The organism is Psychrobacter sp. CX5, from assembly GCF_057621535.2.
Window position 1 is genome coordinate 773,739 of sequence record NZ_CM177735.1, and the last position, 23,083, is coordinate 796,821.

The window sequence follows — 23,083 nt, forward strand, 5'->3', positions numbered from 1 at the left end:
TTGCGTTGAAGTTGCTATTAAATTTAAGCACTTATCCGCTGTTTTCGTCATTAATCTAAGATATACTTGAAAAGATTTGATAGATAAGGTGTATTTAAAAGGTAAGCTTGTCATGGTGCATTCACCGCTCTATGATATTCTTAGCTTTTCACCAACAGCTTTTAACCATTGACCTTGTACATTGCTACTTAAACAGAGCTACTTAAACATTGCTGCTTAAACATTGCTACTTAAACATTGCTGCTTAAACATTGCTGCTTAAACAGGCTAGTTGAATATTGTAATTTAAAAGCTACTTATTCGAACACGGCTTACACTCAATCTATTCAATCTTATCAAATTTAATCTTCTCTAAATCTATTTCATTTTTTATAGATACAGTAAGGATGCAAGATGAACAATACCATTATCTCTAAACCTACCCTAGTCATTAACTGTGGTTCTTCATCCATTAAATATGCCTTAATTAGTGACGATAATCAGCATCGCATCACTGGCCTTGCAGAAAACTTAGGATTAGATAATGCCCGCATTGTTCATAAGGACCTAGACGGTGAAAAGAGTGAGGTGAGCATTCCGGGCGCTAATCATAAAGCAGCTTTGGTACGCATTATGGACTTGCTTGGCGATCAGTCTCCTATTGCAGTGGGGCATCGTGTGGTACATGGGGGTCGAGAATTTAGCGCTGCCGTACAAGTCACCCCGCATGTCATAGAAGAAGTAAAACGTTTAAAATCACTGGCTCCACTTCATAATCCTGCCAATGCTGTCGGTATCGAGGCAGTACAATCGATTCACCCTGACCTACCGCAAGTGGTGGTATTTGATACTGCATTTCACCAAACTATGCCACCAAAAGCGTTCCGCTATGCCATTCCAAAAGAGATGTATGAAAAAGACTTCATTCGCCGTTATGGCTTCCACGGAACCTCTCATGCTTATTTATCAGAACGTGCCAGCCAATTAACAGATCAAGAAGGGCCTCATGGGTGGCTTATCGCACATTTAGGCAATGGCAGCTCCGCGACCGCGGTTTATGAAGGTAAAAGCTTAGACACCAGTATGGGATTAACGCCACTTGAAGGCCTGATGATGGGCACCCGATGTGGCGATGTCGATCCAAGCTTACATATTCACTTAAAGCGTACTTTAGGTCTGACCTTAGAACAAATTGATGCCATTTTAAATAAAGAAAGTGGCCTTCTTGGAGTATCTGGGGTGTCTAACGATATGCGTACCGTTGAAGCTATTGCCAATGACGACAGCCATCCTGATCAGCAAGATGCTAAATTGGCCGTTGAGATGTTCTGCTACCGCGCTGGTAAGTACTTGGCGTCTTTGTCCTGTGCTCTGCCCACATTGACTGGCATTGTTTTCTCTGGAGGGATTGGTGAAAATTCGGCGACCATTCGTACCGGCATTCTTGATGTTATGCGTCATTTCAACTTAGCAATAGATCAAAATAAAAATACAGCACTCTATGGCGGCGGCGAAGGCACCTTCCATAGCGAGTCTAGTCAATATGAGCTATGGGTTATCCCGACCGATGAAGAGTACCAAATTGCGCAAGAAACGAGACAAGTATTAGGCCTGTAAACCTTTAGCTGGTTAGTCAATATAACCATAAAATTGCTTTTTAATTGCTTTTTAATTGGGTGTCATAAAAATTAAATAACGATTACTGAACGACTAAGGATAATAAGATGCAAACTATTTTACTGGTCCCTACCGCCCGTGGTATTGGCCTAACCTCTGCTGGACTGGGGCTCATCAAAGCGTTAGATTATATCGGTTTAAAAGCGGGATTTATTAAGCCGTTTTTACAAGATGACTCGCATGACTCACAGCATACGCTAGATAGCTCAAGTGAGCTTGCACGCCAAGCCTTTGGTCTCAACCCACCTGACTCTATTCCTCGTGAGCGCGTTGAGCGCATGATGAATGCAGGCAATGTTGATGACCTAATGGAAGAGGTCGTCTCAAACTACCATCAACTTGAAGGTGACAACTATAGTGTCGTCATCTGTGAGGGACTGGTACCAACAGAAGAGGTCAACTACGCCTCACAAGTGAACTACGCACTTGCTACTGCTTTGGATGCCAAAGTTATTTTTGTGAGTATGGCCGATATTGAAAACCCCAAACAGCTAGCAGATAAGCTCGATGTCCATGCCCGTATATTTGGTGGCTTAACGGGAGAGCGGACGTTAGGCAGTATCCTTATGCGGGCTAGAAATGTACCCAATACCTTCGACAATCAGCCTGTGGCGCCTGGTGAAGCTACGCTTGATCCCGATGAAGCCTTTATCAAAGCCATGCAATCACACTCGCCGAGCTTTGCCACCGAAGCCTTCCACCTTATTGGCGTGGTTCCTTTCAGTAATAGCTTATCCGTTCCTCGTACTTGGGATATTGCACAAGAGTTAAATGCCTCTTGGCTGAGTGAAGGCGAGGCCAAACAACGCCGTGTCCTTTCAACCAGTCTGGTGGCCCGTACTATCTCTCGAGTCGGAGAAATATTTAAGCGAGGTACTTTAATCGTTACGCCGGGCGATCGTGATGATTTGTTACTAGCCACTGCACTGGCAGCCATCAATGAAATCCCGATGGCGGGTATCATTCTTACAGGCGGCATCGTACCGAATGACACCGTCATTAAGCTATGCCAGCCAGCATTAAAAACTGGCTTGCCAATTATGAGTGTGCCAACGAATAGCTTTGAGACTGTTGAGAAACTCTCAAATATCACTAATGAGATTCCAAAAGACGACATCGAACGGGCTGAAACTGTCACCCGCTTTGTCGCCGCTCACCTCGACTTAGACTGGTTAAAAACTTACTTCGAGCGCGACTATGAGCCTCGACTGTCCCCTTCTGCGTTCCGCCATCAGATCGTCAAAAAAGCTCAAAGTAATCTTATGCGTGTGGTCTTACCAGAAGGTGAAGAGCCCCGTACTATTGAAGCAGCCTCGATTTGTCAAAGTCGTGGTATCGCTCAATGCGTGCTACTGGGTAATCCAGAACAGATTAAACAAGTGGCTGAAAATAGGGGCGTCAAGCTGCCGGACACTATCGAAATTATCGATCCGGCCAAGATCAAGCTTACCAAATATATAGACGCATTTGTTGAGCGTCGTAAAGGCAAGGCATCGCCAGATCAAGCCGCCGCACAGTTACAGGACAATGTGGTATTGGGAACGACCATGCTTCATTTAGATGAAGTGGACGGCTTGGTATCAGGGGCTATCCATACCACTGCCAATACGGTACGCCCCGCTTTCCAGTTGATCAAAACTGCCCCACAATATTCACTAGTCTCCTCAGTATTCTTTATGCTACTGCCCGAACAAGTCGTAGTGTATGGGGACTGCGCGATTAACCCCGATCCAGATGCTGAACAACTGGCTGAAATTGCCATTCAATCAGCCGCTTCCGCAAAAGCTTTCGGTATTGATCCTAAAGTGGCAATGATCAGTTATTCAACTGGGGTATCGGGCTCTGGTGCAGACGTTGAAAAAGTGAAAAAAGCGACTGACATTGTCCGTGAGCGTGCCCCAGATCTTGTTATCGACGGCCCTTTACAATATGACGCCGCTTCTGTACTCAGTGTCGGTAAACAAAAAGCCCCTAACTCTCCTGTTGCAGGTCAAGCAAACGTCTTTATTTTCCCCGATTTAAATACCGGCAATACCACATATAAAGCGGTTCAGCGCAGTGCCAATGTTGTCAGTGTTGGGCCTATGCTACAAGGGTTAAACAAACCAGTGAATGACTTGTCTCGCGGCGCATTGGTGGATGATATTGTATATACTATTGCCTTAACGGCCATCCAAGCCAGTAGCCCTGATGTCTAATAGGTTTGACTGGGTTTGGTTGGGCTTTATGAGAGCCAATTAGGTTAAAAAGCGGTTTGGTGCTTAGCTCATTCACTAGCGATTAATGCCTCAAGGACACCGCCGCAAGCAGTATGCCTTTTCTATCGGTGGTAGCCAACAGGGATACTGTTGGCTATTTTTTATTCGCCGCGTTTTTCACCATAAAAATGGCAGTGTTTTGATTCATGGCTTTCAAACCCTGCAAATACATATAGTATATAGCTTTAAGGGGTGTGTCAGCCTGAATTTTGTCCATTACATCTTATCGGGTTGCTTTAGCGCAATAGTCATAAGCTAACGTTAGGAAGTTTTTAGAATATAATGAGACAATACGAGAAACTATTAGGTTAAAACTTAGGCTAAATATTAAAAGCTCGGGTTTAACCGTTATTGGAATTAATCCTAATTGTAAAAAAATAGGCTTATTAATAAGAAACCTCTATGTCGCTAGATCAAACAGCTTCGACCTCTCACCCAGATTTAAATCAATCGCCCCTAGCTATTAACCTTTATCTAGGAGGTTCTTTTGATCCTGTCCATAACGGCCACTTGGCTCTACTTAAGCATGTGTATCGAAGCCTGATAACGTGTCCGCCCACTTGGCAACTGAATTCTTATCTTTCTTATTGTCATTATAATTTTCTTAATCCTTCTATTTATTCGTCTATTTATCCTTCTATTTATGATTATCGGGCTCCTCTTATGCCCTTATTGCAGAATACGTGTCATTCATCATTTCAGGTTGCCGTTGATGCACACGTTTATGCTTATTTCCTACCAACGTCACGCTCGCCCTTAAAGCAAAATAGCAGCGACCCATCCCATCGTCTCCATATGTTAAAGCTAGCCACAGAAGTATTACAGGCGGAGAGTGGCGTATTTTCAGACTGTCAGTCTTCTATTAGTAGTTCTAGTTTAAGCTCCCATTTGAGTTCTACCCATTTGAGTTCTATTAGTCACTCACCTGCATCGATACCCTCTTTATCTTTTACCTCTATTGCATCACCTTCAACTTCAACTGCATCTTCTTCACCTTCTATATCTCCCTCTGTATCACCACAACCCTCGCCTTCACCTTTTGCTGTTAGTGAATATGAGATCTGGCAAACACCGCCAACCTATACCATTGATACCCTAACGGCACTGCGAGAAGAGAATCCGACGGATAGCATAATATTTATAGTAGGCGCGGATAATATTGACAGCTTACCGAAATGGAGAGAGGGCGATAAACTCACTCAGTTTGCACATTTATGGGTGATTCCTCGCCATAATCTTCAGACAAAAGCGGATATTATGGCTCTTTTACCGGATAGATTAAAAGCTCAGGTGACAGGCTCAATAGCGGACTTGAAAAGTCATTGCAAAGGACTTATTTATATAGATTCACAGCCTGTTCCTGCGTTATCAAGCAGTGATATCCGTCAGGCTATTGCACAGGGTAACTTTAATATTGCAAAAACAGCTTTGCCACACCCTGTATATTCGTATATCATGAAAAATAATTTATACCAAAACCCATAAATAACTAAACCCCTAAATAATCATGACAACATCACCAACCTATCATTTAACTTTGTTAGCTTTTTAAAACAATAGTTTTGAGCCTTCTTTTTTAAAACATATACGCCTTTAAGACTTTTTTTAACATTTAAAGTTAGTCAGTAAGCTTAAGCTAGAGTTGACTCATTTAGTAATTGCACTGCTCCAACAGGACATGATGACTTACCAATTAAGATATTGAGCCACTATTTAACGAGAAGTTTTAGACACTAAATTCAAAATAAACCGCCTTAAACAGTAAAATACACGTTGCAACAACGTTATTGAAGACAATACAGACAACCTTATAGGATAACTATGACGATAGACATGAATCAAAAAACCCCAATGACCGATGAAAGACTGCAATATTGTCTTGAAATGTCGCAAGAAGCTCTAAGCGATATGAAAGCGAAAAACATTACCGTGCTCAATGTCTCAGATCTTACTGATGTAATGGATTATATGGTGATTGCCGAGGGCACTTCTAAGCGCCATGTCAATGCCATTGCCGATGAGTTAGGCGCTATTTCTAAAAAAGCGGGCTTTATGCCTCTTGGCCGTGAAGGTGAAAAAGACAGCGACTGGACCTTGGTTGATTTAGGGGCTGTGGTGGTACATATTATGACCAAACAGGCCCGTGAATTTTACGACTTAGAAGGTCTATGGTCCTCACCTGAAGAGCTTAAAAAATTAGTGGCACGTGATCTCAGTGAGCGTTAATGATTTGAGGCGCTCAATGACCTTAGATTAACCCCTTTATGAGCCACTAACGAGCCACAAAATTTTAAATATAAAAAAGACGCCCGTTAGCGTCTTTTTTCGTATGTTGCTTTTTTAAAGACCTAGTTTTAAAGACCTGTTTTTAATGGACTTACTCTTAGTAACCTTGACTTTCAAGCTCTGCTAAAGCGGCGCAGCCATCTTCATCTTTTGCCTCACAGGAGAGTTCAAACCAGTTTTTGGCAATCTGATAGCTCTGTTCTACGCCATCTCCACTGTAGTACATTGTCGCGATATTATAGCTTGCCTCGCCGTCACCTTGATCCGCCGCTTTCATATACCACATGAGGGCCTTATTATAATCTTGAGCCACACCCTCCCCTGTATCGTACATTAGTGCCAAGTTATACTGAGCATCTGAATCTCCTGCCATTGCCATTTTCTCAGTCGTTTGGAAATCCAATGCATGAGCTGTAGAGATTGAAAATATTGATAACCCTATTATTAAGCTAAATAGCATGATGTTATGACGGCAAAAGCCACGGGGTAGATTAACGGTGTGCATATCTTTCCTTAAAATAGTGGATCAAAAATAAGATTTATTTCTTATATATCATTAAGTTTACCTTAAATAATAAGTTTTAAAAATAGTAATCAAAAATAAAATTCAAATAAAAGAAAACGTTAAGATAGCCCAAAATTAACTTAGAACGTGCATATTAATTTTGATAGACATTGAAATAACTTTTTAACCGTGCAACCTCCTTGAAACGATATAATCTTAAGCTTACAATACGCCAAATTTTAGCTATCAAGAGTCATCATCAATACTAGACAACCCCTATTACTTATTGCTTTAAATATGATAATGTTTAAAGCTGGATTTAAAACTTTTGAGGAACACCTATGGCAAAGCTATGGCTTGACTTAGGCAATACACGACTGAAGTACTGGCTAACAGATGACGTTGGCCAAATTATTACCAGTGCTGCCAAACAACACCTGCAAGCGCCAGCAGAGCTATTGATAGGGCTGACAGACCGCTTTGCAAGACTGGCACCAGACTTTATCGGCGTCTCATCTGTACTGGGTGAAGCGGTCAATGCCCAAGTCTCAGAAACCCTCGCTACTTTAGATATCCCTTTTGAGTTTGTGCATGTGGATGCCAGTCATGAGCTACTCAGTAGCGATTATGATCCCGCGCAATTAGGTGTGGACCGCTGGCTACAAATATTGGGCGCTGTCGATCGCAAAAAACGTCAGTGTATCATTGGCTGCGGTACCGCACTTACTATCGATCTGACAGACCACGCTCACCATCTGGGCGGCTATATTTTTCCCAGTATATATTTGCAACGCGACGCCTTATTTTCTGGCACCAAACAAATTAGTATTAGCGACGGAGCCTTTAATAGCATTCAACAGGGTACCACCACCTCTGATGCAGTCCACCGTGGTATATTGCTGTCCATCGTTGGCGCCATTAACGAGATTACTAGACGCCATGCAAACTTTGAATTTATCCTGACAGGCGGCGACGCCTGTATTTTGGCACAGCACCTAACTCATCCGATTCATATTCGTGAAAACTTATTATTAAATGGTTTAATGCGCTACTTTGAGCAACAAACGTTTGAACCATAAAAAAACAGCCTTACTGACATATCAGTAAGGCTGTTTTAGTTTATCTGTAAAGGGGCTGTTAAACAGTCTATTGAAAGTAACGCCTCCTAAAATACCAATCGATTAATTAGCAGCTTTCAAAAAGATGCTTTATGTCTTAATAGGCTTATAAACTTTCACTACTGAAGTCTTAGCGAGACTTTATTGATATCATAGACTTCCATCATTTATATGACTTTAATCCTTCATATAAGGGTAATCAGTATAGCCCTCTGAACTGCCACCATAAAAACTTTCAGGACGCTGTTCATTTAAAGGCGCGCCTTTTTGGATACGCTCAGCCAGATCTGGATTGGCAATATAATCACGACCAAACGCCACCGCATCAATAACACCTGCCTCGATTAACGATTCTGCTTTATCAGCTGTGTAACCTCCTGCCGCCACTATAGTGTTATCAAAAGCGTGACGTAGCTTTTGTCTAAATTCGGTTGAATAAGGTTGACCCCCTGCCCAATCTGGCTCTGATAAATGCAAATACATGAGTCCTCTTTCATTAATCTGCTCAACCAGCCAAATGGCTTCCTCTTCATTATAACCGACGTCAACATTATTAAAGCTACCAAGCGGCGAGATACGAATACCAATATGATCTTTATCCCACGCTTGGACACAGGCATCAATCACCTCAAGCATCAGGCGCGCGCGATTGTCACGACTGCCTCCATAGTTATCCTCACGCTTATTGGTATGCTCCGCCCAAAATTGATGTAGCAAGTAACCATGAGCGCCGTGTATTTCTACCCCATCAAAGCCGGCTTGCTGAGCATACTTAGTCGCTTGCGCAAAGTCTGCAACTACCTGTTTAATTTCATCGAGACTAGCGGGTCTTGGCGGGGTGCTTTCAACACGAATCGGCTTACCAGTGTCATCGCGCAGAGAGGTGCGAACGCCGACATGCACATCGGACGCTGAGATTGGCGCTTTATGCTCCGGCTGCACACTTTCATGCGATACTAATCCAGTATGCCAAAGCTGCACCACCATTTTACCACCCTTAGCATGCACGGCATCAGTAATGACTTTCCACGCTGTCACCTGATCTTGATTATGTAGTCCTGGCGCTCCTGCATAGCCTTTTGCCTGTAAAGATACTTGAGTCGCCTCACTAATAATCAACCCTGCTCCAGAGCGTTGGGCATAGTATTCTGCGGCCAATATGGTCGGCATATCACTTGGCTCAATCGAACGCAGGCGTGTCAGCGGTGCCATAAAGATTCTATTTTTTAAGGTTTGGTTACCGACTTTTATAGGGTCAAATAAACGAGCATAAGCCATGTTTCTTTCCTTTAAGATTTAAATGTGTGTTTTTTATTAATAGGGTCTGTTCCACATTTGAATGATCAACAGACCCTGATTGTCAGGTTATTTAATAAAGCGAAAGTTAATAAATAGCTAATAAAATGAAATCTAATAAAATGATATCTAATAAATCCTTATTTTTATATCTTTTAGACTACCCACCATCCTACCGATATCTTTCAACATTACTATCAACATCACTATATTACGCTGTATTATATTTTAGTTTGCGTTCGATTAGACCGGTCGTTACAATTTATTATATTTACACAATAAAAAACCCACTAAGGTTAGTGGGTTGGTTCTGAGGTTTATTATTTAGCCTATTTTTAAGCAAAAACCAAATCTTTGTTGTGATGTATTAATTTAGTCATTGGCATGCGTTTTCATAAACTCATCGTGCTCAACTTGATACAGTGCCCCTAGACGCTGCTGCAAATCGTTATCAAGTATTTTACGCGCTTGTTTAAAGAACTCATTTTCTTCTTCTTTGAGGTGATGACGCACTTTTTCGATTAAGTCAGAACATGTCGTATCCCAAGTGTCTTGACTAATACGGCCATCGTCAAGCGTTTCCATCAACTCATCCATTTCATGGTGTTCCGTAATCGCATGACGTGACAAGTCTAAACCTTCATCGTGCTGCATCACTGGAATATACAGATGACGCTCTTCAGCCGCGGCATGTGCTTGCAACTCAAGCTTTAGATCAGTATATAGTGTCTTACGCTTTGCGTTATCAGTCGCTTTTTCTAACGACTCACATAGATCGCGCTGTCGTTCATGCTTCGCCTTCAATGCCGCAAAAATATCTTGGTCAAAATCTACTCCAGTAGCTTCCTTCATTATCTTTCTCCAAAGTCTTCAAATAAAATAAATAACAAGTCACACAATTTAATCTCAAAAGTACCGTTTCAAAAGTACCGTTTCAAAAGTACCGTTTCAAAAGTACCGTTTCAAAAGTACCGTTTAAAAGTACCGTTTCAAAAGTACCTATTTAAGATTACCGTTTTAAAAGCTTAATCTTAATTATAAGCAGATATTGACAAAAATACTGTCTTAATTACCCTTAGTTTTGTGTGAGGATGTGAATAATGCAAGCCATTCCTATTTAGCGCCTCATAAATATCAACCGTTTTAACCGCCTTTAAATTCATATCAAGATTTTGGTCTAATTACAATACCGCCTCTTACTTAACCGTTATTTATTAGCACGACGCTTCTTTGATAAGGATTTTATAAGTCCTTCATGATGAATTTTTGGCATCTTTAAAGTGACGGTGTCGGATAGCATGTCATGGACTGCCAAGCCGCGGCTATTAAATAGACAAAAGATATAGTTAAACATTAAGCCAAAAATGGCACTAGCAAGCATTGCAGGGCGCGAGCCATGCAATAGATAACCGATCAAACCACACAAAACTGGTATCAGACACGCTGCTAAAATACGCTTAATGGATTTAGGCCATGAGAGCAATTGACCTTTACTGTCTACCGTTTTCAGTCGCCACGTTTGCATGCCCAGTGTCTGCCCTGCTCTGCGCCAAAATAGTCCGTAGAATCCAATCAAGGTTAAGATAAAGGCTGGGGTTAATACTAGATTTTGATACCAGCGAGGCAATGTCTGCGCCTCATCTGAGGTGACACCCGTCTGCATCGTCATTAATGTACCTATGACGGTGAGTACGGTACCCACTAAAAATAACAACGCTAATATCAACATGCCGTCATAAACAATGGCGATCACGCGAGTGCTCGGCTTAGCGATTTCAGGCTCACCAGACACTTTTACCCCTTCTATACCCGAGGGGCGTAACGGCTCATTGCGACTGCTTGAAAGTAGATTAGGACGGCTCGAAAGCTTAGGTTTACTTCGTTTTGACATAGTTTTAAAGACAACCCGGTGATGACAAAGGTGTAAGCTACCAAAAAGATATTGTAGCTTATTTTTAAAGACCTAGCAGGTATGAAATGAAGATAATATATTTATAGCAAATCTAGAAATTACTATATCGGGGAAGGCGTATACTGATGCGACAAATAGTAGGTTTTATAAACCAGACAAAGATAAGTTGCATTATAGAATAGGATATTAGATAAGAATGCAAAATTAAATAAACTTAGAATAAAATAACAGGCATAAAAAAATCGCCTAACAATGGGCGATTAATTTGAAGTGTATGCTAGATGGTGCGCCTGGAGAGATTCGAACTCCCGACCCCTTAGTTCGTAGCCAAGTGCTCTATCCAGCTGAGCTACAGGCGCTTATTTGTCTTTCAACAATTATCTAACGTACTCTACTGTCTAACGTTTGCTAGTATTAACTAGACTTTTATAACGAATACAACAAGTTAACTCACGCTATCAAAAGAAAAAAAACTCTAATGACTTGTTGTTAACAGGATGGCTATTATAGCCATAATTTCTTAGTAGTCAATAATTTTTTTGAATTAATTCAACCAATTCAAAAATAAATGGCGGTGAAGGAGGGATTCGAACCCTCGATACGCGTTAACGTATACACCCTTAGCAGGGGTGCGGTTTCAGCCACTCACCCACTTCACCGAAACTACTAAAACACAACTTAAGTGGCCAGTTAAACTGGTCAGTTACCTTACGTTGTGGGCGAGTATTATAGCAAAATAAAACGTCATTGCAAGTAAGTTTTTCAGTTTATTAAAATCAACCTATCATTGGCATTAAATTAGTGGCAATAATTTCAACAAAGATCTCTATCAGTAATAATCCAAATATAGCCACAATAGGCGAAAGATCAAGCATACCTAGATTAGGTGTAATTCGACGAAATGGCGCCAGTATAGGGTCTGCCATCTGAATAATTAGCTCAAAGATAGGATGCATCTTCTGGGTAAATACCACAATCCAGCTAATAATAATGGAACCAATAATTAAATAGCGTGCCACACTTAAAAAACTGAGTATAAGCGATAATGATCCTTCAAAAAACAGCCTGATAGGGGTGTAACCATGACCCACTAAGGCAGCATTACCTGAAATATCGATCAACTTAAGTAAAAATAGCAACACGACAGCCGCTAAACTCACTCGCCCATCGCCTACCGTTGGAAAAATACGTCCAAAGACATCCACAATTCGAGTGGCTTTGTAGGCAGGCTCAACATAAGGATGATTGCGTTCTAGCCCCGAAAACTGAAGCATAAAACGAATAAAAATAAGTAACATGGCAAAGTTGATAACCATATTAAATAGGGCACTCGAAAGACTTGTCATTCAACCTACTCTTACAATTTGACTGATAAACAGGCTATTAACCCTTGGATTTACTTTTATTTTAAAATAATTATTTATATTTAACTGATTAGTATACATAGGTACTTATTATAAGGTGCTTATTATACATACGTGTTTATTATAATAGGTGCTTATAATACATAGGACTTAGACGAAGTTAAAAATTTGCAAAGCTCTTTATAAGCCACTCTCTATACGAAACTCTCTATACGAAACTCTCTATAAAGTACTCTCTATAAAGTACTCTCTATAAAGTACTCTCGATAAAGTACCCTATACAATTCATCCTATATAAAGCAAAGCATAACAGATAAGCCCTATTTAGACAGCTCTTCACTGATCTCCACACTGCGATCATAACAAGCTTGCATGGCAGACTTCATGATTTGAGCCAAATCATCTTTTTGTAAGGATTCTACTGCCGCTTGGGTGGTGCCATTTGGTGACGTAACTTTACGGCGCAGTGCTGCAGGTGTTTCATGACTGGTGATGGCCATTTGAGCCGCCCCTAATGCTGTTTGCATCGCCAATGCAGCCGCTTGCTTTTCGTCTAGCCCCATCTCAACACCAGTCGCAATCATCGACTCTATCATGTAGAAGAAATAGGCAGGCGCTGAGCCCGATATGGCGGTAACAGCATGCAATAGTGCTTCATCTGCCACCCAGCTTACCAAACCAGAGGCTGCCATGACCGAGGCTGCTAACTGTTTGTCCGCTTCACTGATACTGTCAGTGGCATAAAGACCGGTTGCCCCTTTTTGAATCATTGCCGGTGTATTGGGCATGGCGCGTACTATGTTTTGATAGCCCCCTAACATACTGCTTAGAGAATCAGTTGATAAGCCAGCAGCCACTGATATAACCAATTGCTGCTTTAACGCCGGGGCAAACTCTGCGACGACCTTACTCATGACTTGCGGCTTGACTGCCAGTACTATCAAGTCTGCCGATTTTACGGCCACTAAAGCGTTATCTGTTTCCGTATTTTGCGTTGGATCAACCGTATTAATTCTTTTATCTCTTAAGCTCTCACGTATTTCGGCAGAAGGATCTGCTACTGTAATATCGGAGGGTTTAATACCGCGTCCGATTAGACCACTTATCAAGGCCTGAGCCATGTTGCCGCCACCGATAAAGCTGATTTTTTTCCCAGTTAAGTCTGACATTATTTGCTCCATTACCTCAAATATTTCATTTATTAGAATTTATTAGTTTTATTATTAATTTTAACAACTGTATTTAATATCTGTATTTATCACTGATAGTTTTCACTGATATTTTACATTGATATTGTCGAGTGACAGTTTATACAGCCCCTAAGATCGATATGCGGGTGTTAGTGTAGCACATCAATTTTTGGATGAAAGCCATCTGCCTAAAAATGCCTTGGTTTAAAAGTATTCTATAGTCAAGCCCAGCACGTCTAAATAATCAGACCAGTGCTACTAAAACCATACATCAAAGGCTTCTTATATCATTAATTAGCTAAACAAGGTTAGTGCTGACAACCCTCAACGGTAATCAAACCATCGTCTAATTATAGTTAAGCGGGATTGACTTAACAATTAGTCTTAATAATTTGACTCATTAGATACTGCTGCTCAACCAGTTGGATAATCGAGGTGAAAAAAGGACTTTGTAAGACAACAATGCCAGTTACCGTGATCACAAACAAAGGTACGGCATCGTTACCACGACCTTTTACTTTTAATGAACATACCACGACTGATTGACGCTGAAAGCTCGGTTGATCCAGTTCTTGCAATAGTTTTTTTCCAGCCTTACGCCCTACTCGGCCCGCTAAGGTTAGTTTTAAATCTCGCGGTAGAGGTTGCACCATAAGCGTGATAGTATCCGTTTGCGCATCGATATTATTATTCGTGCGCTGCATAATATCTTGATCTTGTATCATCCGCTTTAGGCTATCAAACAGTTGATGTATGCCTTTTAAATGCCACTGAACCCCATAGCGGCACTGCTTAAGTATTACGTTGTCAGGAAGAGAGCAAGGCGTCTCAAATTTAACCGTTAATTGCTGCACTTTAGGGGGTAAATCAAGCCAGTCTAGCCATTGTTGCTGTAGACGATATAGCTTGTGTTGATAGCGACGGATTTGATAACCATACTGACCACTGTCCCAATATAAGCACGTTTGATGATTAGGATCACGACGCTTACTTAAAGCCAAGACGTCATTAACCAGTCTCTGTGACGGGGGCATCTCTGTGTCTAACGGACTTAACCACGCATGAATAAGGGCAGACTGCCGAGCGTCAGATAGCTCATGAAGTTTATTAATATCAATAATGGACTGCCAAGCACTGTCTGTTGTAGGCTCATAAATTGTAGGACTATTAAACGTGTCCTTTCGATAGGTAGTGCTACCAGTGCAGATAGGGTTATCAAGACATGGGTTAGATATGATGATACTCTTTAAGTCATCAGCGACCTGTTCATCAACAATACGACTTGCCGCTTGAATAAGCTGACTACTTCTCGCTATCGCCTGCTTAGCCTGCGGATAGCGCTGGATAATATGGGGTAGTAACACACTGCGCAGCCATGCTCTATCATTTATTGCATGGCGTGTCAGATCCAGATCATTTAAAGGCGTGTTGAAAGAATGAAGTGAAGGCCTACTTGAAAAGTTGTCGGCAGTCATGCTTAAAGGATAATCCGCTGCATCGGGATAATTATTTAAATCCGCTATAACATTGGTCGGGTCATCAATATAAGCCAGATTGTGCGACTGTGCATAGTCCGTAATTTGAGTACGGCTAACCGTTAACCACGGCCGCCATAATACCACCTTTTTTTGCAATCTGCTGTGTGTGTTGAGACGCTCATAATTGTCTTCAGAATCGTCTATCTGATGGTGTCTGACAGGACTGTATTTGACCGACCACTCTTGCATCCCGCTAAGACCATTGACACCCGCACCCTTAAATAAACGCATTAATACGGTCTCGACTTGGTCATCTTGATGATGACCCAATAATAAGACATCGTCACAGTTCATTGCCTTTATCATGGCGTCATAACGGGCAGTGCGAGCTGATAGTTCACTTTTATCTTTTAAATCTAAGGTAATAACCTGACAAGGCATCTGCACCTGATTGGCCCAGTTCATTACTTGCTTTGACCAAGCAGCATTGGCATCTTGTATACCATGATTAACATGCAACAACTGCGGCAAAAATGGCAGAGCGCCATCATTAAATAATTGACGACACAGCATCGCCAGACTTAACGAGTCTCGCCCACCACTACAGGCTAACCATACTCGCCTGCCGTTTAAAGACAAACGATAACGATCAAGACTGGCCAGTAAGGCTTGCGTTAAAGGTGACTCGGTTAGGCTCATAAATAGGGATGCTTCAATAGGGATGCTTCAATAGGGATGCTTAAATAGAAGGACTTAAATAGAGGCTTAACAATAAAGACTTATTAAAAAAAGGTCATTGAATTTTAGTCATTAGTTTGTCTATATAAATAGCTCATTAGATTAAAATAATTAGATTAAGATAATTAGATTAAGATAATTAGATTAAGCCAATTCAGTATATTTCATCAACTACACAATAATATCAATAAATAATACACGGCCAACGTTTATTTATAATCAGGATTTTCTGGAAAACGCTCAAAACTTGAATAAAAGGTAACACGATCATCGCGCAAAAACCCTGCCAAACCAAGACCATAACGTTCTGCAACACGCACCGCTGTGCTTGTAGGCGCTGACATACCCACTAACCAAGGCAACCGAGCACGAATGGCTTTTTGAACCAGTTCAATAGACAGTCTAGACGTCATTACCACGCAGTTAAGGGTAACATTGTGCCGTTGTTGCCAGCCGATCAACTTATCAAGAGCATTATGACGCCCAACATCTTCAAATATTTTAAGTTGACCCTTATACACAGTGGCCGCAGCATGTACCGCGCCCGTTAACTGATGCGTTTGCTGAGCTGTGGCTATCTGCTCTCGCAGAGCAAGTAATTCTTCTAGTTTAGGTTTAAGGGCATGATTGCCATGGGCATCAGGATCATTTAAATTCAAGTCTTTATCAAGATAGCCACTTAAATCTGGTAATGCTTGACTCAATCCTGTCATCCCGCACATGCCGCACCCTGTACGACCTGAAAGCTGCCGCCGCTGGGCTTTAATACGCTGATGACTGCGTTGATTCAAAGTCAACTCTACCACATACGCCTCATAATCCTGTAACTGATTGGCGAGTGAAGTCAGTGTCATTGACTCATCAAAACGATGACTGGTAAACGCTTGTAAGTTTGACGAGGGGGTTAGATGCGAAATTTCCCAATCTAATAGATCTTGGCTATTGTCAATAAGACCTTCACTCATTAAGAAACCCACTGCCAGATACTCAAGGTCGCTTGGGCTTGCCATCAGTACCGCGTAATGAATACCATTAATCACTATGGCGACTGCTGCTTCAATCGCTAAACTTTCTGACCTTTGATCGACGTTAGGCGCTGTTAATGAGTCTTTATTCTGACTACTTGAGTTACTCAAACTACTTAAGCTATTTAAGTTACCCACACTATTTAAGCTGCTTAATTGATAATAGTGGCGCTGAGTCAGGTGTTGACAGGATAAAGTAGCAGGCTGATCTATATCCCTGAACGTAAACTCATCTTCAAAAGAAACCTCTGCTGATGCAGACTCTAGATTATCGTCTATCGTTATGCTATTGGCTATCATTTACGACCCGTCATCATATGTATCCTTGCTAATGCTGCTAATGTTGCTGATATTATGGCGATACTAGCCTGTAGCGACCTTAAGTCACTTAAGCAACTGACGCTGACTCCGCCATACGCTGTAGCTCAACCGTGACTGACTTATAAGAAGGAATATGCGACTCAGGGGCATGGCTGTCTAAGTCCATTAAGTCATTACATTCTGGATAATAAGCAGCAACGGCATTTGAGGCAATATCCATTTTAGTCAATATCAACGGCCCCAATGTGCGACGTTTGCCTTGGCTATCCTGACGAATAACTTCGATTTTATCGCCTTCATGCCAGCCCATACGACTGATTTCATCCGGATGCATAAACAACACATCGCGGCGCTTAGTCTGGCGATAACGGTCTTCATGACCAAAAATCGTGGTATTAAACTGATCATGACCCCGCACACTGGTAAATTGCCAAATGGCCTGCTGAGAATCCTGACTATGATCGGACGAAGCCTCTTTTGTTGAACGTTCGCTATAAGCAGTTGCCTTATTTTGCATATCATTTGCCACATAGGTTATCGGATATTGCGGCACAACAAACTGAGCTTTACCACTGTCCGTATTCCAGACATGGTGACGGGCGGGATGATATAGATGGAAGCCTCGCTTATTTTCGCGAATACGCACATTGAAGTTTTCAAATCCCTTGATAGTTTGCGCGATATAATCACGTACCAGCTCATAGTCCTCACTCAACGCTTTCCAGTCAATGACGCTCTTTTCACCGAATAGATGCACCGCAATTCCTGCAATAATCTGTGCTTCAGACTTAAGGGAGGCACTGACAGGTTTAAGCTGCCCTTGAGTGGGCACAATCTGACATATTGAGTCTTCAATCGTGGCTAATTGATTGCCCTTATCGGTCACATAGCGCTCCGTACGACTCAAACAAGGCAGGATAATATTGTTCTCACCAGGATAGAGCATGGTCTCGTTTAGCTTAGTGCCCACAAAGACGTTCAATTGATTACGCGTAAGCGCCTGCTGAATCGCCTTGCTATCTGGCGCAGCCACTGAGTAATTACCGCCCATAGCCATAAAGGCTTTAAGCTTACCTTGAGTCATTGCCTGTGCGCCTTTTACCACATCATAACCGGACTCTTGAGGCATCGGTGCCTTAAATACTCGCTCTAAGCTATCTAACAAGGATTGGGCGGGGCGCTCATGAATACCCATGGTGCGGTCACCTTGTACATTGGAGTGCCCACGGACTGGGGACGCCCCTGCACCCTCAACGCCTATCATACCCATCAACAACAATAGATTGGTAATCATAGCGACATTGTCTTCACCCTGCACATGCTGCGTAATACCCATGCCCCACGTACAGATAGTCGCTGAACTATCAGCGACTAAAGTTGCCAAGCCAATGATCTCAGCCTGTTTAATACCACAGCCTCGTTCTATATCCGACCAGCTCTGATCTCCTATCCATTTGCAGAACTCATCGTATCCAGAGGTTTGTTCTTTAATAAAATCTAGACTTATTTTGTCATTTTCTATCAGCCATTTTGCCATACCAGTGAGTAGCGCAGCGTCGCCACCGATCTGGATCTGAATGACTTCATCTACCATGTCATCACTGGACCCTGCTACCATGTGCGTCACTTTTTGCGGATTTCTAAATCGACTTAAGCCTTGCTCACGCATTGGGTTTATCGAGATAATACGGCAGCCTTGATCGTGAGCATGGGCTAACATCTCAAGCATACGTGGATGGTTAGTGGCGGGATTTTGACCAAACATTAAAATAAGTTTTGCCTGTTCAAAATCCTCCAATACCACAGTCGCTTTACCGACGCCAATCTGTTTAGACAACATCACAGAGGTAGGCTCATGACACATGTTTGAGCAGTCAGGTAAGTTATTGGTGCCAAATAGGCGCACGAACAATTGATACAAAAAGGCGGGCTCATTGGTAACTCGGCCAGAGGTATAAAACAAGGCGTCATCAGCTGAGTCAAGATTTTTTAATTGCTGGGCAACACGTGAAAAAGCCTCTTCCCAAGCAATAGCCACGTATTTATCTTGCGCCGCATCATATATCATTGGCTCTGCCAAACGACCTGCCTGCTCAAGTTGGTAGCCCGTCCACCCTTGTAACTCCGTCACACTGTGCTTCGCAAAGAAAGTCTTATCTGCCAGCGCACTCATTGTCTCACTCGCCAAAACTTTTATGCCTGTCTCACAAACATCAATCGTTTTATGCGTTTTATGATCAGGCCATGCACAGCCTGGACAGTCAAAGCCCCATGTCGGCTGATTACTGCCTAATACACTAACGCTCCCTCGCAAAAATGCCTTGTAATCCATGAGTACACGAGAGGAATCGACTAAAGCTGACCAACCAGCCGCTGGGTGGTTATAAACGGGTATTTTACGCATGACAGACCTCATTAATTGACCAAAGAGTAAGGTGACTTATACATAGGAGCTACGCGAATAACGGTATTGAAGCACTTAAAGGCGATTTGGGATTGTTTACTAAACGTCTGGCGCTACCTATTCAACAGTAAAAAAATTATCCTAATTGCTGTTAATTAGATGCTGCGTAAGTCCTTTAAATTTATATATCGCAAAGATAGTAATCACAAAAGGGTGTTCGCTATTCACCAATTACCAAATCGCTGCTATGTATATAGAGATTGTGTATAAAGTTATAGAAAAAAGTATAGAACAAATTTGAATGGTATATTTAGTATAGGACAAACGGATATACAGTGTCACCGTTAGTAGCAATTTGCATACAATACAATAAGCTTGCTCTACGCTTCGTCAGCAAATTTGGCCAAGAATTAAAGCTAGGTACTTAAACCAAGTCAAAGAAAATCGCATTTAAACGTTAAAATGAGAAAAAACGTGATATACCTATCTATACTTTGACTAATTAAAAACGTTATAAGATGCGTTTAAAATGAAAGCGCCACAAGATTAAACCCAATAAAAAAAAGGACAAAGCGAAACTCTGTCCTTTTTGACCATAGTTAGATTATCCTATGAGGTTATGCAAGACTCACCGTGGAGTCAAAGCTTTTTAGCTTTTGGTAACGCTGCTCGACCAGAGTGTCAGTGTCTATTTTAATCAGCTCCGCTAATTGCTCACTTAATAGCTTTTGCAAATTCTCCATAACCGGCTTGGCATCAATATGCGCCCCAACCCCTTCATCTACGATACTGTCGATCAGTCCTAATTGATACAGGTTGTCCGCATTTAGCTTTAAAGCATCTGAAGCTTCTGGTGCCTTCTCAGCCGTTTTCCATAAAATAGAGGCGCAGCCTTCTGGCGAGATCACGGAATAGATACTGTGTTGTAGCATATTGACTCTATCACCCACCCCTATCGCCAATGCACCTCCTGAACCACCTTCACCAATAATAGTCGCTATGATCGGGGTCTTTAAACTGCTAAAAGTAGCAATGCTTTCAGCAATAGCTTGTGCTTGTCCACGCTCTTCTGCACCCACACCAGGATAAGCCCCTTGCGTGTCGATAAAGGTCATCACCGGTAATTTGAAGCGCTCTGCTAATTTCACCAGTCGAATTGCTTTACGATACCCTTCGGGATAAGCCATACCAAAATTATGAGCAATACGTTCACGCGTACTACGGCCTCTATGCTGACCTATAATTAAGACAGGATGCCCATCAAACCGAGCCAACCCGCCAATGACAGCTCTATCATCTGCAAATGCTCGATCCCCATGCAGCTCATCGAACTCAGTAAATAACTGACCGACGTAATCCAAAAAGAGGGGGCGCTTAGGATGTCTTGCCAAACTAACGCTTTCCCATACTGAGCTCATGATATGTCCTTAAAACTTTAAAATTATTATGGTCTTGAAATCTTAATGAACTTAAGTTTAAAAGAAGTTCTACGACATCAGCCAACGTTTAATCACACACGACACTTAGCTCAACGCCCCATTTACTAAACTGATCAATATCGTCTTGTAGATCGGAGACCAGCAACGCATTTTCATCTAAATCATCTGACTCGACTTTAATTTGCCAGCGATCTTTATCAAGTACATTGAGTCTTAATGCATTGTTATCTCGATCACTTCGACTGCGATGAACCAATACTGCCAGACGCAATAACAAGCATAAATAAACCAGAGACTGGCCTCCAATAAGTTGTGCGTGTTCTAGGCTCTCTGATTTCAGCTTACGTCGGTGATTACGCACTAACTGTGACATACGCAACTGATCAACTTGAGAAAATCCTGGAATGTCGGAGTGCTCTAATAGATAAGCACTATGGTGGTGATATCCACTATGGCTGATTGCCAAACCTATCTCATGCAAATAAGCGGCGCGACGTAGCAAATCATTATCTTCACTGCCCAAGCCTAGAGCGTCATGCGCATCGTTAAATAATTGCTCACAGCTCTGCACCACACGTCTCGCTTGTTTTTTATCGACTGAATAACGCTCTACAAGAGCCTGTACGCTACGGTCACGAACATCTTCACTGGCAAAACGCCCTAACATGTCATACATTACCCCTTCACGCAGGGCACCATCAGAATAAGTAATAGTATCAATACCCAATACTTTCATGGCGGCACGTAACACTGCCACACCGGCTGGAAAAACCGCTTTACGGTGTTCTTTAACACCGTCTAAGTCAATATCATCCACTTCACCGATCTCAAGCAAGCACGCTTGTAGTTTTTTGACGCCTTGATAGGTAATGCGCTCTTGATCATCCGCCCATCCTTCAGCGACTAAAACATTGCGTACCGCTTTAATCGTACCACTTGAGCCAACCACACTGCTCCATCCTGCTTTTTGATAGGCACCGCTAATCCTCAAAATCTCTTTACGCGCAGCAGCAATGGCATTATTAAAGGACTGCTCATCTATAACCCCTGACTCAAAGAAACGCTGAGTAAAGGCGACACATCCCATTTGCAGACTTTCGGTCAATAAGGGGTCAAACTCTTGACCGATAATAAATTCAGTTGAACCACCACCAATATCAATGACCAATCGTTGATCGCTACTGGCATTGGTATGCGAAACTCCCAGATAAATCAAACGTGCCTCTTCTCGACCTGCAATAATTTCAATGGGTTTTGGTAATATCTCATTGGCACGTTTAATGAAGTCTTCTGCATTTTTTGCCTGACGTAAAGCATTTGTGGCCACAATACGCAGTCTATCTGGAGAGACAGACCCCAATCGCCCCATAAAACGAGCTAAACAATCAAGCCCCCGTTGCTGCGCTTCCTCACTCAGAATTCTATTTTCATCTAATCCGGCAGCTAACTGCACCTTCTCAGACATAGAAGCCACTTTACGGACTTCGCCATGATCTAGACGAGCAATGGCTAGGTGAAAACTGTTCGAACCAATATCAATGGCCGCCATGAGCTCATCATTCGCAAGAAAATTATTGGGCATATGCAATTGTTTAACCTTAATTTAATCAATAATTAGGATCTTTCTAGGGACTACTAAATCATAGAATTTAAACATAATTCTATCAAATTTTCGCTGAAAAAAATTAGTTCAATACTTAATTGGTCAAACTATATGCAATCGGTCAAACTATCTTAAATGGGTTAAACTGCCTGTTATGGCATAAACAAGAAAATCGGTACACTTCATACCTCGATCATCATTAAATCACTTATAACAAACAGTGGCAAGTTGACCCTAATTAATAGGATATTTATCATCCAATATCACAAGGATTGCAAAGTCTATTACATTGACAGTCATAACGTTGATATTTGGCTCTATGATTTTGAAGAGTTGGCAATACCCATATAATTCGATTGATCAAAAAGACAGTGGTCCTATCGAAACACTGTCTTTTTTAAATTAACATAGTCTTTATTAGGACTTGCCCCTATATGAGGCTTTAGTGAACTAGTTAATCAGCTCTATTTTAAGACAACCTTCTTTAAGA

The 23,083-nt window shown here is 41.8% G+C and carries 16 protein-coding genes, 2 tRNA genes and 1 pseudogene; 6 read left to right on the forward strand and 13 right to left on the reverse strand.

All coding sequences use genetic code 11. The annotated features are described in order from the left end of the window. The first annotated feature begins 393 nt into the window (after positions 1-393). The 5 genes and pseudogenes from AC21OG_RS02965 to rsfS all read left to right on the forward strand — a co-directional run bounded on the left by AC21OG_RS02965 (position 394) and on the right by rsfS (position 6,140). Complete coding sequence (locus AC21OG_RS02965; protein ID WP_487377215.1) at positions 394-1,596, forward strand: acetate/propionate family kinase; 1,203 nt, start codon at positions 394-396, stop codon at positions 1,594-1,596. 107 nt (positions 1,597-1,703) lie between these two features. Beyond that, entirely contained in the window at positions 1,704-3,854 is a 2,151-nt protein-coding gene (pta, locus tag AC21OG_RS02970; protein ID WP_487377214.1) for a phosphate acetyltransferase, read from the forward strand. Positions 3,855-4,316: 462 nt separating this feature from the next. Then, positions 4,317-4,421, forward strand: a pseudogene (locus AC21OG_RS02975) (hypothetical protein); the annotation flags it as partial. Between the two features lie 156 nt (positions 4,422-4,577). Continuing rightward, positions 4,578-5,399, forward strand: coding sequence for a nicotinate-nicotinamide nucleotide adenylyltransferase (locus tag AC21OG_RS02980; RefSeq protein WP_487377428.1), 822 nt, complete (start codon positions 4,578-4,580; stop codon positions 5,397-5,399). Between the two features lie 336 nt (positions 5,400-5,735). Beyond that, positions 5,736-6,140 (forward strand): ribosome silencing factor, encoded by a 405-nt coding sequence (gene rsfS / locus AC21OG_RS02985; RefSeq protein ID WP_486546120.1) that lies wholly within the window; start codon positions 5,736-5,738, stop codon positions 6,138-6,140. A gap of 157 nt (positions 6,141-6,297) precedes the next feature. Here rsfS and AC21OG_RS02990 read toward each other — a convergent pair whose 3' ends face one another. Then, positions 6,298-6,705 carry a tetratricopeptide repeat protein gene (locus tag AC21OG_RS02990; protein ID WP_486546121.1) on the reverse strand — a complete coding sequence of 136 codons (408 nt, stop codon included), beginning with the start codon at positions 6,703-6,705 and terminating at the stop codon, positions 6,298-6,300. A gap of 341 nt (positions 6,706-7,046) precedes the next feature. Here AC21OG_RS02990 and AC21OG_RS02995 point away from each other — a divergent pair, with 341 nt between their 5' ends. Beyond that, positions 7,047-7,784: a pantothenate kinase gene (locus AC21OG_RS02995; RefSeq protein ID WP_487377213.1), complete on the forward strand. Its 738-nt coding sequence runs from the start codon at positions 7,047-7,049 to the stop codon at positions 7,782-7,784. Between the two features lie 216 nt (positions 7,785-8,000). Here AC21OG_RS02995 and AC21OG_RS03000 read toward each other — a convergent pair whose 3' ends face one another. From AC21OG_RS03000 to ppx, 12 genes are all read right to left on the reverse strand, one after another. Then, on the reverse strand, positions 8,001-9,101 hold the full coding sequence (locus tag AC21OG_RS03000) for an alkene reductase (RefSeq protein ID WP_487377212.1): 1,101 nt from the start codon (positions 9,099-9,101) through the stop codon (positions 8,001-8,003). Positions 9,102-9,491: 390 nt separating this feature from the next. Next, positions 9,492-9,971, reverse strand: a complete 480-nt coding sequence (locus tag AC21OG_RS03005) for a hemerythrin domain-containing protein (protein WP_486546124.1) — start codon at positions 9,969-9,971, stop codon at positions 9,492-9,494. A 355-nt stretch (positions 9,972-10,326) separates the two neighbouring features. Then, entirely contained in the window at positions 10,327-11,010 is a 684-nt protein-coding gene (locus AC21OG_RS03010; protein ID WP_487377210.1) for an RDD family protein, read from the reverse strand. 303 nt (positions 11,011-11,313) lie between these two features. Beyond that, positions 11,314-11,390, reverse strand: a tRNA-Arg gene (locus tag AC21OG_RS03015). 210 nt (positions 11,391-11,600) lie between these two features. Beyond that, a tRNA-Ser gene (locus tag AC21OG_RS03020) sits at positions 11,601-11,690 on the reverse strand. 117 nt (positions 11,691-11,807) lie between these two features. Next, complete coding sequence (locus tag AC21OG_RS03025; protein WP_486546126.1) at positions 11,808-12,377, reverse strand: YggT family protein; 570 nt, start codon at positions 12,375-12,377, stop codon at positions 11,808-11,810. 338 nt (positions 12,378-12,715) lie between these two features. Next, complete coding sequence (gene proC / locus AC21OG_RS03030; RefSeq protein WP_487377208.1) at positions 12,716-13,564, reverse strand: pyrroline-5-carboxylate reductase; 849 nt, start codon at positions 13,562-13,564, stop codon at positions 12,716-12,718. Between the two features lie 392 nt (positions 13,565-13,956). Continuing rightward, positions 13,957-15,762, reverse strand: a complete 1,806-nt coding sequence (gene tilS / locus AC21OG_RS03035; RefSeq protein WP_487377206.1) for a tRNA lysidine(34) synthetase TilS — start codon at positions 15,760-15,762, stop codon at positions 13,957-13,959. A 248-nt stretch (positions 15,763-16,010) separates the two neighbouring features. Then, positions 16,011-17,126: a formate dehydrogenase accessory sulfurtransferase FdhD gene (fdhD, locus tag AC21OG_RS03040; RefSeq protein ID WP_487377204.1), complete on the reverse strand. Its 1,116-nt coding sequence runs from the start codon at positions 17,124-17,126 to the stop codon at positions 16,011-16,013. A gap of 88 nt (positions 17,127-17,214) precedes the next feature. Continuing rightward, complete coding sequence (locus AC21OG_RS03045; protein ID WP_487377203.1) at positions 17,215-19,551, reverse strand: FdhF/YdeP family oxidoreductase; 2,337 nt, start codon at positions 19,549-19,551, stop codon at positions 17,215-17,217. Between the two features lie 617 nt (positions 19,552-20,168). Beyond that, a complete protein-coding gene (locus AC21OG_RS03050) occupies positions 20,169-20,969 on the reverse strand; it encodes an acetyl-CoA carboxylase carboxyltransferase subunit alpha (protein ID WP_487377202.1) in 801 nt (266 codons plus the stop codon). A gap of 88 nt (positions 20,970-21,057) precedes the next feature. Beyond that, positions 21,058-22,572: an exopolyphosphatase gene (ppx, locus tag AC21OG_RS03055; RefSeq protein ID WP_487377200.1), complete on the reverse strand. Its 1,515-nt coding sequence runs from the start codon at positions 22,570-22,572 to the stop codon at positions 21,058-21,060. Positions 22,573-23,083: the final 511 nt, after the last annotated feature.

What these genes read in the sequence shown, in the direction of transcription:
- fdhD (WP_487377204.1), bottom strand. Translation starts at nt 17,126, where the DNA reads ATGATAGCCAATAGCATAACGATAGACGATAATCTAGAGTCTGCATCA.
- AC21OG_RS03045 (WP_487377203.1), bottom strand. Translation starts at nt 19,551, where the DNA reads ATGCGTAAAATACCCGTTTATAACCACCCAGCGGCTGGTTGGTCAGCT.
- ppx (WP_487377200.1), bottom strand. Translation starts at nt 22,572, where the DNA reads ATGCCCAATAATTTTCTTGCGAATGATGAGCTCATGGCGGCCATTGAT.
- tilS (WP_487377206.1), bottom strand. Translation starts at nt 15,762, where the DNA reads ATGAGCCTAACCGAGTCACCTTTAACGCAAGCCTTACTGGCCAGTCTT.
- AC21OG_RS02965 (WP_487377215.1), top strand. Translation starts at nt 394, where the DNA reads ATGAACAATACCATTATCTCTAAACCTACCCTAGTCATTAACTGTGGT.
- AC21OG_RS03010 (WP_487377210.1), bottom strand. Translation starts at nt 11,010, where the DNA reads ATGTCAAAACGAAGTAAACCTAAGCTTTCGAGCCGTCCTAATCTACTT.
- AC21OG_RS02990 (WP_486546121.1), bottom strand. Translation starts at nt 6,705, where the DNA reads ATGCACACCGTTAATCTACCCCGTGGCTTTTGCCGTCATAACATCATG.
- AC21OG_RS03000 (WP_487377212.1), bottom strand. Translation starts at nt 9,101, where the DNA reads ATGGCTTATGCTCGTTTATTTGACCCTATAAAAGTCGGTAACCAAACC.
- AC21OG_RS02980 (WP_487377428.1), top strand. Translation starts at nt 4,578, where the DNA reads ATGCCCTTATTGCAGAATACGTGTCATTCATCATTTCAGGTTGCCGTT.
- rsfS (WP_486546120.1), top strand. Translation starts at nt 5,736, where the DNA reads ATGACGATAGACATGAATCAAAAAACCCCAATGACCGATGAAAGACTG.
- AC21OG_RS03005 (WP_486546124.1), bottom strand. Translation starts at nt 9,971, where the DNA reads ATGAAGGAAGCTACTGGAGTAGATTTTGACCAAGATATTTTTGCGGCA.
- AC21OG_RS02995 (WP_487377213.1), top strand. Translation starts at nt 7,047, where the DNA reads ATGGCAAAGCTATGGCTTGACTTAGGCAATACACGACTGAAGTACTGG.
- pta (WP_487377214.1), top strand. Translation starts at nt 1,704, where the DNA reads ATGCAAACTATTTTACTGGTCCCTACCGCCCGTGGTATTGGCCTAACC.
- proC (WP_487377208.1), bottom strand. Translation starts at nt 13,564, where the DNA reads ATGTCAGACTTAACTGGGAAAAAAATCAGCTTTATCGGTGGCGGCAAC.
- AC21OG_RS03025 (WP_486546126.1), bottom strand. Translation starts at nt 12,377, where the DNA reads ATGACAAGTCTTTCGAGTGCCCTATTTAATATGGTTATCAACTTTGCC.
- AC21OG_RS03050 (WP_487377202.1), bottom strand. Translation starts at nt 20,969, where the DNA reads ATGAGCTCAGTATGGGAAAGCGTTAGTTTGGCAAGACATCCTAAGCGC.